This is a genomic window from Agrobacterium sp. SORGH_AS_0440 (assembly GCF_031453135.1).
GTDB classification, from domain to species: Bacteria; Pseudomonadota; Alphaproteobacteria; order Rhizobiales; family Rhizobiaceae; genus Agrobacterium; species Agrobacterium pusense.
In genome coordinates, this window is record NZ_JAVIYR010000002.1 from 137,101 (window position 1) to 152,074 (window position 14,974).

11 protein-coding genes and 2 pseudogenes are annotated in these 14,974 nt (G+C 59.2%); 5 read left to right on the forward strand and 8 right to left on the reverse strand.

From position 1 onward, the window contains the following. Window positions 1-5: 5 nt before the first annotated feature. The 4 genes and pseudogenes from QE453_RS09890 (at window position 6) to QE453_RS09905 (ending at window position 5,833) form a co-directional block, all read left to right on the forward strand. Window positions 6-1,648, forward strand: a pseudogene (locus QE453_RS09890) (ABC transporter ATP-binding protein). Window positions 1,649-1,748: 100 nt separating this feature from the next. Continuing rightward, window positions 1,749-2,996, forward strand: coding sequence for an FAD-binding oxidoreductase (locus tag QE453_RS09895; RefSeq protein ID WP_244405402.1), 1,248 nt, complete (start codon window positions 1,749-1,751; stop codon window positions 2,994-2,996). A 172-nt stretch (window positions 2,997-3,168) separates the two neighbouring features. Further along, complete coding sequence (locus QE453_RS09900) at window positions 3,169-4,530, forward strand: glutamine synthetase family protein (protein WP_004439273.1); 1,362 nt, start codon at window positions 3,169-3,171, stop codon at window positions 4,528-4,530. A gap of 1 nt (window position 4,531) precedes the next feature. After that, window positions 4,532-5,833 carry an FAD-binding oxidoreductase gene (locus QE453_RS09905; protein ID WP_309776982.1) on the forward strand — a complete coding sequence of 434 codons (1,302 nt, stop codon included), beginning with the start codon at window positions 4,532-4,534 and terminating at the stop codon, window positions 5,831-5,833. On the opposite strand, the gene QE453_RS09910 is transcribed toward QE453_RS09905, so the two are convergent. The 7 genes and pseudogenes from QE453_RS09910 to rirA form a co-directional block, all read right to left on the reverse strand. Beyond that, window positions 5,830-6,318, reverse strand: a complete 489-nt coding sequence (locus QE453_RS09910; protein WP_309778118.1) for a gluconokinase — start codon at window positions 6,316-6,318, stop codon at window positions 5,830-5,832. The genes QE453_RS09905 and QE453_RS09910 overlap by 4 nt on opposite strands. 107 nt (window positions 6,319-6,425) lie before the next feature. After that, a complete protein-coding gene (locus QE453_RS09915) occupies window positions 6,426-7,166 on the reverse strand; it encodes an ABC transporter permease (RefSeq protein ID WP_309776983.1) in 741 nt (246 codons plus the stop codon). Further along, window positions 7,163-8,101 carry an ABC transporter ATP-binding protein gene (locus tag QE453_RS09920; protein WP_309776985.1) on the reverse strand — a complete coding sequence of 313 codons (939 nt, stop codon included), beginning with the start codon at window positions 8,099-8,101 and terminating at the stop codon, window positions 7,163-7,165. Before QE453_RS09920 ends, QE453_RS09915 begins: the two co-directional genes overlap by 4 nt. Continuing rightward, on the reverse strand, window positions 8,098-9,264 hold the full coding sequence (locus QE453_RS09925) for an ABC transporter permease (RefSeq protein ID WP_168247066.1): 1,167 nt from the start codon (window positions 9,262-9,264) through the stop codon (window positions 8,098-8,100). Before QE453_RS09925 ends, QE453_RS09920 begins: the two co-directional genes overlap by 4 nt. Window positions 9,265-9,345: 81 nt before the next feature. Beyond that, a complete protein-coding gene (locus QE453_RS09930) occupies window positions 9,346-10,257 on the reverse strand; it encodes an ABC transporter substrate-binding protein (RefSeq protein ID WP_006699768.1) in 912 nt (303 codons plus the stop codon). Between the two features lie 123 nt (window positions 10,258-10,380). After that, window positions 10,381-11,428, reverse strand: a pseudogene (locus tag QE453_RS09935) (AbrB family transcriptional regulator). Between the two features lie 171 nt (window positions 11,429-11,599). Then, window positions 11,600-12,070 carry an iron-responsive transcriptional regulator RirA gene (gene rirA, locus QE453_RS09940; protein ID WP_004439283.1) on the reverse strand — a complete coding sequence of 157 codons (471 nt, stop codon included), beginning with the start codon at window positions 12,068-12,070 and terminating at the stop codon, window positions 11,600-11,602. Between the two features lie 218 nt (window positions 12,071-12,288). Here rirA and QE453_RS09945 point away from each other — a divergent pair, with 218 nt between their 5' ends. Further along, window positions 12,289-13,293 (forward strand): Fe(3+) ABC transporter substrate-binding protein, encoded by a 1,005-nt coding sequence (locus QE453_RS09945; protein WP_309778120.1) that lies wholly within the window; start codon window positions 12,289-12,291, stop codon window positions 13,291-13,293. 90 nt (window positions 13,294-13,383) lie between these two features. Here the strand turns inward: QE453_RS09945 and QE453_RS09950 are convergent, their stop codons facing one another. Then, window positions 13,384-14,880: a CoA-acylating methylmalonate-semialdehyde dehydrogenase gene (locus tag QE453_RS09950; protein ID WP_309776988.1), complete on the reverse strand. Its 1,497-nt coding sequence runs from the start codon at window positions 14,878-14,880 to the stop codon at window positions 13,384-13,386. Window positions 14,881-14,974 lie beyond the last annotated feature (94 nt).

The following is a 14,974-nucleotide window of genomic DNA, read 5'->3' on the forward strand; positions in this document are numbered from 1 at the left end:
TCGCCATGACGGAAACAAATATCCAGCCGCTGCTCTCCGTTCGTGATCTCTCTGTCGCCTTCCACCAGGGCGGCGCGACAAGTGTTGCGGTCGATCACGTGTCTTTTGATCTGATGTCGGGCGAAGTCGTTGCCCTTGTCGGCGAATCCGGCTCTGGCAAGTCGGTGACGGCCAATTCCATCTTGAAACTGCTGCCCTATCCGGCAGCAAGCCACCCCTCGGGACAAATCCTGTTCGATGGTAAGGACATGCTGACATTGCCGGAGCGCTCCCTGCGTGCGGTGCGCGGCAACGACATCACCATGATCTTCCAGGAGCCGATGACCTCGCTCAATCCGCTCCACACCATCGAGCGTCAGATCGGAGAGATCCTTGAGCTGCATCAGGCAATCACGGGGAGCGAGGCGCGTGAACGCACACTGGAGCTTCTGCGCCAGGTCGGTATCCGTGAACCGGAAAAACGCCTGAAAGCCTATCCGCACGAATTGTCCGGTGGCCAGCGGCAGCGTGTGATGATCGCCATGGCGCTGGCAAACCGGCCGAAACTGCTGATTGCCGACGAGCCGACGACGGCGTTGGACGTGACGGTTCAGGCCCAGATTCTTGAACTCCTCGGTGATCTGAAAAAGCAACACGGCATGTCCATGCTGTTCATCACCCATGACCTCGGCATCGTCCGTAAATTTGCCGACCGCGTCTGCGTCATGACGAAGGGGAAGATCGTAGAAACCGGGACCGTCGAACAGGTTTTCAACGATCCGCAGCATGCCTATACACGCCACCTGCTGGCGGCGGAGCCCAAGGGCGAGCCACCGGTTTCCGACAGCAGTAAGCCTGTGGTCATGCAGGGCGACGATATCAAGGTCTGGTTTCCCATCAAGGCGGGGCTGATGCGTCGCGTTGTCGACCATGTTAAGGCGGTGGACGGTATCGATATCACGCTGCGTGCCGGCCAGACGGTGGGTGTGGTCGGGGAATCCGGGTCCGGAAAGACAACCCTTGGTCTCGCGCTCTCCAGGTTGATCGCATCTGAAGGACGTATCAGCTTCATCGGCCAGTCGATCGACCACTATTCCTATGAGATGATGAAGCCGCTCAGGAACCGGCTGCAGGTCGTGTTTCAGGACCCCTATGGTTCACTCAGCCCGCGCATGTCGGTGGGTGAGATCGTCGCCGAGGGCTTGAAGGTGCATGAGCGGTCGCTGTCTGCCGACGAACGCGATACGCGCGTCGCCACCGCGCTGGAAGAGGTCGGTCTCGATCCGGCCACCCGCTGGCGATATCCGCATGAATTTTCCGGCGGCCAGCGCCAGCGCATCGCCATTGCCCGTGCCATGGTGCTTAAACCCCGTTTTGTCATGCTGGACGAGCCGACATCGGCACTCGACATGAGTGTGCAGGCGCGCAGGTGGTCGATCTCTTGCGTGATCTCCAGGCAAAGCATGAGCTCGCTTATCTCTTCATCAGCCACGACCTGAAGGTGGTGAAGGCACTTGCCAACGACCTGATCGTCATGCGTCACGGCAAGGTGGTGGAGAGCGGCCCGGCGGCGGAAATCTTCGCCAGTCCACAGCAGGACTATACCCGGGCGCTCCTGGCGGCTGCCTTCCACATCGAGGCCGTGAAAACGAAGGCGATTAGCCAGTAGGCCGCGTGGTGTTTCTGTTAAGGCAATGATTTTTCTGTTGCTTCGCGAAAAATGCCGACCCATGTTGCTGGGTATGTGACGCAGAGACGGATTGATTGCCATGGCAGCGGATGTGATCGTTTTGGGGGCGGGGATCATTGGGGTTTCCACCGCCTTGCAGCTGGCCCGCAGGGGCAGGTCGGTGGTGCTGGTCGACCGGCGCGGACCGGGTGAGGAAACCTCTTTCGGCAATGCCGGGCTGATCCAGAGAGAAGGTGTGGTGCCCTATGCCTTTCCGCAGGATATCGCCCTGCTGCTGCGCTATTCCCTGAATAACAGCATCGATGCCCGTTATCATCTCTCAGCTCTGCCCAAGATCGCGCCTTTTCTGGGCCGCTACTGGTATAATTCCGCAGCCGCGCGCCATGCGGCAATTGCCCGGGCCTATGCACCGCTGATCGAGCACTCGGTATCCGAGCACAACATCCTGATCGAGGAGGCCAAAGCCGGTGACCTGATCGTCAAGAATGGCTGGATGGAGGCCTACCGAACCGCCGCACGGCGGGACGCTGATTTTGCCTTTGCCGAACGTCTGGCGCGAGACCATGGCATTTCCCATACGAAACTCGACGCTGAGGAACTTGCCGCTGCCGAACCGCATCTGAGCCATGATTTCGTCGGCGGCCTGAAATGGAACGATCCCTGGTCGGTGCTCGATCCGCATGCGCTGACGCTCGCTTATGTCCGGCTGTTCGAGAGCCTCGGTGGACGCGTGTCAAGGGGCGATGCGTCCACCCTCAGTCAGACGGCGAGCGGTTGGGCGGTGCGCACCGAAACCGGCGCAGTCGAGGCCGAACATGCCGTCGTGGCGTTAGGCCCCTGGGCGGATACCGTCACCGAGCGACTGGGCTACCGTTTTCCGCTCGGCGTGAAGCGCGGTTATCACATGCATTACGCGCCGCAGGAAGGCACTAAGCTCAATAACTGGCTGATCGATGCAGAGCGGGGATATTTCCTTGCGCCGATGCGAAAAGGTATCCGGCTGACGACGGGGGCGGAATTTGCCGAACGCGATGCGCCGAAATCGCCCGTGCAGATTGAACGGGCGGAGCGGGTGGCGCGGACCGTCTTTCCTCTTGGCGGCCGGCTGGATGCGGAACCGTGGATGGGTGCCCGGCCCTGCACGCCGGATATGATGCCGATAATCGGCAAGGCGCCACGTCACCGGACTTTATGGTTTGCCTTCGGCCACGCCCATCACGGGCTGACGCTCGGGCCCATTACCGGTCGTGTTCTGGCTGAAACGATGCTGGGCGAAACGCCTGTTATCGCGATTGACGCGTATCGCCCGGGAAGGTTCAATCCCTGAGAACGAAATCCGCTGGCCTTCTGCGAGCGGGCCACGTAACATGGTCCCATGCAAAGGGGAAAAGGGGCAGACGTCATCATGGTGGCGAGGTTTCTCATCTATCAGCAGCAGGATGATTTTCGCTAGCGAAGATTGCTGCGCATGATCAGAGATGGAAACGGCTTGCTGGTGCATGATGGATGATATTGAAAACGCAAAGAAATTTTTCGTCGATAACCCCGATATCGAAATACTCGAAGCCTTTGTCATAGATGCCAACGGCGTGCCGCGCGGCAAATGGATTCCGCGCGAACGGGCAATCGACGTGCTTGAAAAGGGGATGGCCATTCCCCGTTCCGTTTATGCGCTGGATATCTGGGGCCGTGATGTCCACGCTGCGGGCCTCGCGGAGGGCACGGGTGATCCGGACGGCTTCTGCTTTCCCGTTCCCGGCACACTGTCGCGGGTGACATGGCTCGGCCGGCCGACGGCGCAGGTTTTGCTCGCCATGAAGAATCCGGATGGAACCGGTTTTTACGGCGATCCGCGCCATGTTCTGGCGCAGGTTCTCAATGCTTATAAAAAAGCGGGTTTGACCCCTGTCGTGGCCACTGAACTCGAGTTTTACCTGATCGATCCCGTTCGTTCGGCGCTCGATCCCGTGCGTCCGCCGCACAGCCGCGAGGGCCGGTGGCATACGGGCCAGACGCAGGTCCTGTCGATTTCAGAGTTGCAGGATTTCGAAGATGTTTTCCACGACATCGCGACAGCGTGCCGCGCGCAGGGCGTGCTTGCCGATACGACGCTGCGGGAAAACGGTCCCGGCCAATATGAGATCAACCTCAATCACGTGCCTGACGCGTTGCAGGCTGCCGATTTTGCCGTTTTTCTGAAGCGTATCGTTAAAGGAGTGGCGCGCCGGCATGACCTCGACGCCACCTTCATGGCCAAGCCCTATGGGCTGCAGGCAGGCAATGGCATGCATGTGCATTTCTCCGTTCTCGACAGGGATGGCAGGAATATCTACGCGGGAGAAAACGGCCCTTCGGATGCGCTGCTGCATTCGGTCGGCGGCCTCCTTGAAAACATGGGAGAGAGCATGGCGATCTTTGCACCTCATGCCAATTCCTATCGCCGTCTCACACCGAGCGAACATGCGCCGACCTACGCCTCCTGGGGTATCGATAACCGCTCAGCAGCGGTGCGCGTCATTGTTGCCAGCAAGGCGGCGACGCGTATCGAACACCGCGTCGCCGGCGCCGACACCAACCCCTATCTGGTTCTCGCGATGATACTGAGCGCCGCGCTCGCCGGCATGAAGGAGAAGCGCCAGCCCGGCGGCGCGATTTCCGGCGACAGTCACGCGATCAACCATGAGCCGCTGCCCACCAACTGGGACTATGCGCTGCAACGCTTCACGCGGTCCAGCTTCGCCTATGCGACGCTTGGCCAGAAATACCGTACGCTGTTTTCCGCCTGCAAACAGCAGGAGCTTTCCGAATTCTCCCTGCGTGTAACCGACGTCGAATATGACGCCTATATCAGGACGGTGTGAAATGGCTGAGGTCACCAACATTCCCAATCCCGGCCACACATCGTCATGGTATGCGGCCTCCGCCAATGTCAAAACCGTGCGCCCGACGCTTGAGGGCGCGCTGGAAGCCGATGTCTGCGTGATCGGCGGCGGTTTCACCGGCATTTCCGCCGCCCTTGAACTCAGTGAACGTGGCTACGCGGTCATTGTGCTGGAAGGCGTGCGGGTGGGCTTCGGCGCATCGGGGCGCAACGGCGGGCAGATCGTCAACGGTTACAGCCGGGATCTCGAGACCATCGCCGGCCGCTACGGGCATGACAAGGCAGTGAAGCTTGGGGAGATGTCGCTTGAAGGCGGCGCGATCATCCGCAACCGCGTCACCAAATATGCCATCGACTGCGATCTGGTCGACGGCGGTTTCTTCGCCGCCTTCACGTCAAAGCAGATTCGCGAAATGGAGGCACACAAGGCCCATTGGGAAAAACATGGTCATGGCGGCCTGGAAATGGTCTCCGGAGCGGATGTCGGCCGCTACGTGAAGACCGATCGTTACGCCGGTGGCATGATCGATCGTTTCGGCGGCCATATCCATCCTCTTAATCTCGTGCAGGGCGAGGCGGTGGCTGCCGAAAGCCTGGGCGCTCGGATATTCGAAAATTCGCGGGTCATTGCGGTAGAGCAGGGGGAAAACCCCGTCGTGCGGACGGCAACGGGCAGCGTGAGGGCGAAATATGTTCTCGTCTGCGGCAATGCTTATCTCGGCAAGTTGCTGCCGGAAATTGGCGAACGGATGATGCCGGTCTCGAGTCAGGTCATGGCAACGGAGCCGCTTAACGCCGATCTGATCGAGGCGCTTCTGCCCGCCAATTACTGCGTCGAAGATGCCAATTACATTCTCGATTATTACCGTCGCACCTCGGACAACCGTCTGCTTTACGGCGGAGGTATCGGTTATGGCGGCAGCGATCCGGCCGACCTGACAGGCGTGATCCGCCCGAACATGCTGAAGACCTTCCCGCAGCTGGAAAAGATAAAGATTGAGTATGCCTGGAGCGGCAACTTCGCCTTGACCCTGACGCGTATTCCGCACATGGGCAAACTGTCGGACAATATCTACTTTTCCCATGGCGACAGCGGTCACGGGGTAACGACCACGCATCTGCTCGGCAAGATATTGGGCGAGGCCGTTGCAGGCCACGCCGAACGTTTCGATATCTGGAGCTCCTTGCCGAACTATCCCTTCCCGGGTGGCAAGACGTTCCGCGTTCCGCTGACCGTACTTGGCGCCTGGTGGTATGGCCTGAGAGACAGGCTCGGGCTTTAAAACGCGACCGTTTTCAAAGCGGAAAGCGCGTTCGAAACGATCTCTTCCGGGGTCGTATCGATGCTGACGGCCACGACGCCGGGCTCTCCCGTCGGTACTTCCAGCGTGGCAAGCTGGGTCTGAAGCAGCGAGAGCGGCATGAAATGGCCCTTGCGCTCGCCCATCCGGCGGCTAAGCAGTTCCAGGCTGCCATCCAGATAGACGAACGCCAGCGGGCCGCCTGTGGCCTGGCGGAGGCGGTCGCGATAGATTTTCTTGAGCGCCGAGCAGGAAACGACAATACCGTTGCTTTCGCTGCCTTTGCGAAGTTCCGCGCCGACGAGATCGAGCCAGGGCCAGCGGTCTTCATCAGTAAGAGGAATACCCTCTGACATCTTTTCGACATTGGATTTGGGGTGGAGTTTATCGCCCTCAATAAAGGCAATGCCCAGTTTTTCCGCCAGACCTTCCGCGACCGTGGACTTGCCAGAACCGCTCACTCCCATCACGACGATTGCCTGTGTCACCCGAACCTCTGAAATTTCTGTTTCGACGGTTTGCCCCTACCATGTGCGGCGAACGCCGGGAATATAAAATGTGACGCATGTCCTGTTCATTGCCCGGTTCTGCGGGCCGCGGTCCTTTCCAGGGCGGAAAAGCCGGTGTGGATCAGGATCGCCAGTGCCGCAACGATAAGCCCGCCCTGAAGGATGAAAGCGAGATTGTTGGATTGCAGGCCGGCGATGATAACTTCCCCAAGCGTCCTTGCGGCAACCGTTGAGCCGATGGTGGCGGTGGAAAGGCTGATGACCGCCGAAAGTCGGATCCCGGCGAGGATGGCCGGCAGGGCGAGCGGCAGCTCCACTTTTACGAGCCGTTGCCAGCCGGTCATGCCGCTGCCTTTTGCGGCATCCACCACTGCTGGCGGAAGGGTGGTAAGTCCGGTCAGCGTATTTTCGAAGACGGGCAGCAGGGCATAAAGAAACAGCGCGATCAGAGTGGGTTTTTCGCCAAAACCGATTATCGGCACCGCGAGCGCCAGAACCGCTACAGGGGGAAAGGTCTGGCCGATATTGACGATGCTGCGGGAGAGCGGAAGGAAATCCCTTCCGAAGGGCCGGGTTACGAGAATGGCGAGCGCACCCGCCATCATGGCGGCAAGCCCCGTTGCGATAGCGACAGTGGCGAGATGCGAAAGGGTGAGGGAAAGCAGATTGGCCTGCGTGTAGATGGCTGGCGCATTGGCCTGCACAAGGGGGCTGAACAGGGGCGAGAAGCTCTGGGGCGAGGCAAGAAACGCCATCAGCGCCAGCACCAGAAATCCCAGGGCGAAGAAAGAAGCGGCTTTTCTCATCGGTTTCCGGCGGCGCGCTGGAGGAGAACGTCACGCCGCACCAGGCCCGCGGGCTGTCCGCTGTCTTTTATCACTGGCAGGACATCGCGGCCCGCCCATAACATGGCCGAAAGCGCGTCGCGCTGGCTTGTATGTTCGCTTAGCGGCTCGCCCTCGGCGCTTCCCGGCTCCACGACATCGGCAACCGAGAGGACCGAGAGCAGTTTCAGCGCGCGTTCGTTTTCCCCGATCATGGTGCGCACGAAGTCATTCGCGGGTTTCAGCACCAGTTCTGCCGGCGGACAGTCCTGCACGATACGTCCCTTGTCCATGACTGCAATACGATCAGCCAGATGAAAAGCCTCGTCCATGTCGTGCGTGACGAGAACGACGGTCACGCCCAGCTTCTTCTGTATATCGATGAGGTCTTTCTGGGCCTTGGCCCGGATAACCGGATCGAGAGCGCCGAATGGCTCGTCCATCAGGAGAATGTTCGGTTCAGCGGCCAGCGCCCGCGCCACGCCGACACGCTGCTGCTGGCCTCCGGAAAGTTCATGCGGGAAACGCTCGGCATAAAGTGCAGGTTCGAGCTGGAAGAGGTGCATCAGCGCATCGATCTTCGCAGCGATGCGTTTGCGGTCCCAGCCGATCAGCTGCGGCACGGTCGCGATATTCTCCGCCACCGTTCGATGCGGAAACAGGCCATGGCCCTGAATGGCATAGCCTATCTGGCGGCGAAGCCTGAATCCGGGTATCGCGCTGGCATCTTTTCCGTCTATTCGGATTGCGCCGGAAGTTGGCTCCACCAGCCGGTTTATCATGCGCAGCAGGGTGGTTTTTCCCGACCCCGACGTGCCGACGATGACGGTGACGGTGCGCGGCGCGACCGTTAGTGACACCTGGTCCACAACGGTCGTATCGCCATATCGCTTCGTGATGGTGTCGATCTCGATCATGCCTTTTGCCTTCCGCCTGCGCTGAAGAGATTGCTGTCGATGAGGGCGTCAAGCATGATTGCAGCCGCAAAGCCGAGGAAAACGGTCGGCACGGTACCCAGCAGCACGAGGTCCATCGCCGTCTGCCCGATGCCCTGGAAGACGAAAACGCCAAAACCACCGCCGCCAATCAGCGCCGCGATCGTCGCGAGCCCAATATTCTGCACCAGCACGATGCGGATGCCGGTGAGGATGACCGGCATGGCCAGCGGAAACTCCACCCGCAGCAGGCTTTGCGTCGAAGTCATCCCGAGTCCGCGCGCTGCCTCCCGGACTGCTCGCGAAACACCGGAAAGGCCAACCACCGTGTTGGAAACCACCGGTAGCAGCGAATAGAGAAATAGCGCCACGAAGGCGGGCGCCATGCCTATGCCGGCGATGCCGATCTTTGCCGCGCCCGGCACCGTCGCTGCGATCCATCCAAGCGGCGCGATCAGCAAACCGAAAAGAGCGATGGAGGGTATGGTCTGGACGATGTTGAGGGTGTTCAGCACGCTCGCCCGCAGCCGCTCCACCTTGTAGCAGAGGAGGCCGAGCGGAATGCCCACGAGCGTCGCCGCAACGAGCGAGCCGATGGCGAGCTGCACGTGCCGCAGTGCTTCGGTCCAGAATGTGTCGGCTCTCCCGGTATATTCCCTGATGATCGAGAGATCGTTCCAGAGACCGCTTGTCAGCACGGCCGCAAGTGCAGCCGCCGCCAGCAGCAACAGCAAAATCCGAACGACGGGCCTGGGCCTGAGACGGGCTATACAATCCGTAGCAAGCAGGGCCAGCCCGGCAAAAATCAGCCAGAAACCGCTGGCAGGCGAGACGCGGGCAAAACTATTGCCCTCCGGTGTCAGGAAAGAAGCAGCCTGACCGACGAAAACCGCCAGTACTGCAAGCCCGACCAGCGCAATCGTGAGTTTGAGGCGGGCGGAAAAGCGAAAGAACGCGATGAATGCAGCAAGAAGAACGACGGTGGTGATAATGGCGGCAGCCAAAGCCGGGAGGGCTTCGAAAACCGTTCGTGTCTCACCCTGAACGATCCGGTTTGCACGGAATGTCATGAAGGGCGCCACGAGAAGCGCATAGAGAAGCAGGCATGAAATCACCACCCCCACCTTGTCAGGCCATTTCGTCAAATCCCACTCCCCTGTCTCATCGATCAGGCGAAGGCCGGAAGAACGAATTTTTCCCGACCCGTCGCCCGGAACCACAGACTATTACTTGACGAAGCCGTTCTTGGTCAGGAAGTCGAGCGCGACGGTTTTTGCCTGCTCGCCGCCCACCTGCACACGGGCGTTAAGCTCCTGCAGGGTCGCCAGATCGAGCTTTTCAAACACGGGTTTCAAAAGTTCCTCGATATTCGGATGCTTTTTCAGGACTTCTTCGCGAATGATGGGCGCCGGCTGATAGACAGGCTGCACATGTTTGTCGTCCTCCAGCACCACAAGACCGGACGGGGCGATGCCGCCATCCGTGCCGTAGACCATGGCGGCATTGGCGTTGTTGGTCTGGTTGGCTGCGGCTGCGATGGTAGCGGCCGTATCGCCGCCGGACAGCGTGATCAACTGGTCCGGCTTCATGGTGAAGCCATAAGTGGTCTGAAACGCCGGCAGGGCAGCAGCCGAGTTGACGAATTCGGAAGAAGCGGCAAGAACCACTTCACCGCCGTCGGCAACATATTTGCCGAAATCGGAGAGCGTCTTCAGCTTGTTTTTGTCCGCAACATCCTTTCGCAGCGCGATTGCCCAGGTATTGTTGGCCGGGGAGGGCGTCAGCCAGACGATCTTGTTGGCGTCATAGTCGAGCGTCTTTGCTTCCTGGTAGGCCTTGGCGGCGTCCTTCCAGAGCGGGTCATCCGCCTTGGAGAAAAAGAAGGCGGCGTTGCCGGTATATTCGGGGTAGATGTCGATCTCGCCCGCGGTAATCGCCTTTCTGACGACTGGCGTTGCGCCGAGCTGAATGCGATCCGTCGTCTCGATATTGTTCTTGCTGAGAACGGCGAGAATGATGTTGCCGAGAACGCCACCCTCCGTGTCGATTTTCGACGACACGACCACTTGCGCCTGAGCGATCGAAACAGAAAAGGCAAGCGCAAGTCCGGCGCCCGTCAACGTCATCAAGCGGTTCATGAATGGTCCTCCGATGGGTCAGCCTGCCGAGCAGGCGAAAGGTCGCCGCCCGCAATTGCGGCTAAGCCTGAACGTACCGGAGAGAAAAAGGTTGCAATGCTGCCAGCATTTTTCCGGCAGATGTCAGGTTTCGCCGTCTCGTGTTTCGGGCATCCTTTCCCATGACGAGCGGCATAAGAACCGACAGGAACAGAAGCCTGATGACGTGATGCGAGCCGACATAGGCGGTATCTGCGTGCATCATGACCGCCATCGCAGCCATCGTTTCGAGGCCACCCGGTGAATAGGCGATCATTACCGCATTGAGCGGAACGCCGGTCACGTGGGAAATCATCCAGGCAATACTGCCGGCGATCACCATGACGGCGATGGTGACGACAAAGCCCGCTACAAAGCCCTTGCGCACCTCCATCAGCGAGACATTCGAAAACCGTGTCCCGATCAGGCAGCCGATCAGCACATACACTGGAAGGCTGAGCCAGGTCGGGACGCCGCCTTCAGTGAGGCCGGTAATATGCGTGCCAATGGAGATCGCGACGCCGCCGAGCAGCAGGGCAGCAGGAAACTTCCAGCGCAGGAAAAGCCAGCCGGTCAGCAGGGAAGCGACGATGGTCAGTCCCAAGGTGAGGAGATCCATCGGCGGTTTGGTGAGGAGCGGTTCGGTGCTGACAAGATCGAAATATTCCACGATCAGCGGTACGGAAAGAGTGAGCGCAAGTACCCTGACGCTTTGCACGATGCTGACGGTTGCGAGGTCGCTTTTCGTCTCGGCCCCGAGGCTGATGATATAGCTGAGGTGGCCGGGGGAAGCGCCGAGCATTGCCGTGGTCCGGTCGTAGCCGAAACCGTAATGCAGTATCCAGTAAGCGACATAGAGCATGATGACGACAGCGACGAGGACGACGACAAAGCTCACCGGCCAGGTCTTCGCAGCGTCTATCACGGAGGGCGTCACGCTCGTTCCCATCGAAATGCCGACAACGACGAAACAGGCATTGCGGATGAAGGCGGGAATGCCAAGCCTGAGGCCTGCCAGTCCAGAGATCGTCACCGCAAGTGCCGGGCCGGATAGAAAGGGTGCCGGGATATCGATGAGGCTGGCGAGCAGCGCACCTATGCTGCCGATGAGCGCGGTAAGCGCAAATGTATGGAATTCAGGCTTGATGATCATTGCGACGCTGATTGGTTGCTTGAAAAAGCTCGCGACCAAATGCGCCGCTTCCGTTCGCGAGGTCAACACGCGGGATCAAAAATATTCTGTCTCGCGCGGCTTCCTTAAAGAAAAGCCCGTGACCTCATGGGCACGGGCTATGGTGTAATCGCCAGGGAAGCAATAAGACGATCATGCAGCCGGAAGGGCAGCGACCTTCGGCATCGTGGTGTCGAGGCCAAGCAGAAAGTTGATCTGCGGCCGAGCCTTGACGAGATCGTCGATCGAATATTCGGCCAGCACGTCGAAGAAGGCGTTGAGCGCCTTGCGCAGCGCAGAGTTCAGGCCGCAGCTGTCAACAAGAGGACATTCGACGGCGCCGTCCTCGAAACATTCCGCCATGGCGAAGCTGTCTTCGGTGACCCTGACCACATCGAACAGGCTGATCTTTTCGGCAGGCTTGCCAAGCCGCACGCCGCCATTGCGGCCGCGAACTGTTTCCACCAGGCCGGCCTTGTTGAGCGGCTGGAGGATCTTGAACAGGAACAGCTCGGAAACGCCATAGGCCTTGGCAATCTCCGGAATGCGGCTCAGATGGCCTTCATTTGCGGCGCAGTACATCAACATGCGCACGGCATAGTTGGTCTGTTTGGTCAAGCGCATGCTGGTCTCCTAACTCTCAATGTGGAGTTATATAGTCTCTTTTTCAGTTTAGAACAATTCCAGAAACCGAAAAAACTGGCATCCATCCGAGATTTCTCAAACAGCCTTGTTGACCGCCTTCATGATTCATGAACAAACAAGTCAAGAATCGGAATGTAATGGAGGCATTCACAATGGCAAGCTTGAAATCATATTTTTCCGCTGCCGTTTTTTCAGGGATGATGATCCTTTCCTGCACACCCAAAGCCTGGGCAGAGGGAGAGGTTAATGTCTATTCCTATCGCCAGCCTGAATTGATCCAGCCGCTGCTCGACGCCTTTACCAAGGAAACGGGAATAGAGACGAATGTTCTTTTTCTCGACAAGGGACTGGTGGAACGCATCCAGGCAGAAGGCGTCAATTCGCCGGCCGATGTGCTGTTGACGGTCGATATCGCCCGTCTGGTCGAGGCCAAGGAGGGCGGTGTCACGCAGCCTGTTCTCAACGATCCCGTCATCGAAAAGGATATCCCCGCCAATCTGCGTGATCCCGAGGGCGAATGGTTCGGCCTGACGACACGCGGCCGGGTTGTCTATGCCTCGAAGGAGCGGGTGAGCCAGAAGGATATCACCTATGAGGAACTGGCGGATCCGAAATGGAAGGGCAAGATCTGCATTCGCGACGGCCAGCATTCCTATAATATTGCGCTGATCGCCTCAATGATTGCACATCATGGTGTCGATTATACCCGCACCTGGCTTACCGGCCTGAAGAACAACCTTGCCCGCAAACCTGATGGAACCGACCGCAGCCAGGCGAAATCAATCTTTTCCGGGGAGTGTGATATTGCCCTTGGCAACACCTATTATGTCGGCCTGATGCTGACAAATGACCGCGAGCCGGAAGAAAAGGAATGGGCGGGATCCGTGCGCGTCATCTTTCCCAATGCGGGCGACCGCGGCACCCATGTGAATATTTCCGGCATGGCCCTGACGAAATACGCCCCCAACAAGGACTATGCCCTGAAACTCATGGAATTCCTGGCATCGCGCGAGGCACAGGAAATCTATGCCAGGCAGGTCTTCGAATATCCGGTGCTGCCCGGCGCCGAGCCATCGGATGTGGTGAAGGGCTTCGGCCCCATCAATCCGGACAGGTTGCCGCTGACGGACATCGCGGCCCATCGCAAGCAGGCATCCGAACTGGTGGACGAAGTGGGCTTTAATGACGGCCCGACCAACTGATCTCAGGCCCTGCTTCCAGCACGGATGAATTCCAGTCAAAAAAGCCCCGCTGCAAAACAGCGGGGCTTTTTTGTATTGCCTGCTTGCGGCTTATTTCATCGTCGGCATGACGAATTCGGCACCCGACTTGATGCCAGACGGCCAGCGCGAGGTGATGGTCTTGGTCTTCGTCCAGAACTTGATCGAATCCGTGCCGTGCTGGTTGAGGTCGCCGAAGCTCGAAGCCTTCCAGCCGCCGAAGGAATGGTAGGCGAGCGGAACCGGGATCGGAACGTTGATGCCGATCATGCCGATATTGACGCGGCTTGCGAAATCGCGGGCTGCATCGCCGTCGCGGGTGAAGATGGCGACGCCGTTGCCATATTCATGCTTCATCGGCAGTTCCAGCGCCTCTTCGTAGTTCTTGGCACGAACGACAGACAGAACCGGTCCGAAGATTTCCGTCTTGTAGATGTCCATGTCAGGGGTGACGTGGTCGAACAGGCAGCCGCCGACAAAATAGCCGTCTTCATAGCCCTGCAGCTTGAAGTCGCGGCCGTCGACCAGGAGCTTTGCGCCCTGTTCCACGCCGCTGTCGATCAGGCCCTTGACGCGCGTCTGGGCTTCCTTGGTGACAAGCGGGCCCATATCGGCCTTGTCGTCGGTGTAAGGACCGATCTTCAGTGCCTCGATCTGCGGAATGAGCTTTTCAACGAGACGGTTTGCCGTCTCTTCGCCGACAGGAACTGCAACGGAAACAGCCATGCAGCGCTCGCCGGCCGAACCGTAACCGGCGCCCATCAGCGCGTTCACGGCCTGATCGAGATCGGCGTCCGGCATGATGATCATGTGGTTCTTCGCGCCGCCGAAGCACTGCGCGCGCTTGCCGTTCATGGCAGCGGTGCCATAGACGTAACGGGCGATCGGCGTCGAGCCGACGAAGGAAACCGCGCCGATATCGGGATCGGTGAGGATGGCGTCGACGGCACCCTTGTCGCCGTTGACGACGTTCAGGATGCCGGCCGGAAGACCGGCTTCGATCATCAGTTCCGCGAGGCGGATCGGCAGCGACGGGTCGCGCTCGGAAGGCTTGAGGATGAAGGCGTTGCCGCAGGCGATCGCCGGGGCGAACATCCACATCGGGATCATGCCGGGGAAGTTGAACGGGGTGATGCCTGCGCCGATGCCGACCGGCTGGCGGATCGAATACATGTCGATGGCCGGGCCTGCGCCTTCGGTGAACTCACCCTTCTGCAGATGCGGAATGCCGCAGACGAATTCGCAGACTTCAAGTCCGCGGACGATATCGCCCTTGGAATCTTCGACGGTCTTGCCGTGCTCGCTGGAGAGCAGCACCGCCAACTCGTTCATGTCTCGGTTCAGAAGTTCGACGAACTTGAAGAAAACGCGGGCACGACGCTGCGGATTGGTCGCAGCCCATTTCGGCTGTGCCGCCTTGGCGCTTTCGACAGCCGCGCGCAGTTCGGCGTCGTTGGCAAGCGCGACCGTAGCCTGAACTTCGCCCGTGGCCGGATTGTAGACATTCGATGTGCGGCCGCTGGTGCCCGGCACATGTTTGCCATTAATGAAATGACCGATTTCCTTCATGGTGTTCCTCCAGAATGTGATGGCGCAGCATTGCCTTTCGATTTGCACAAATCAATCGCCTGAAATAAGCATCAATTGTGCAAAAATAGACACA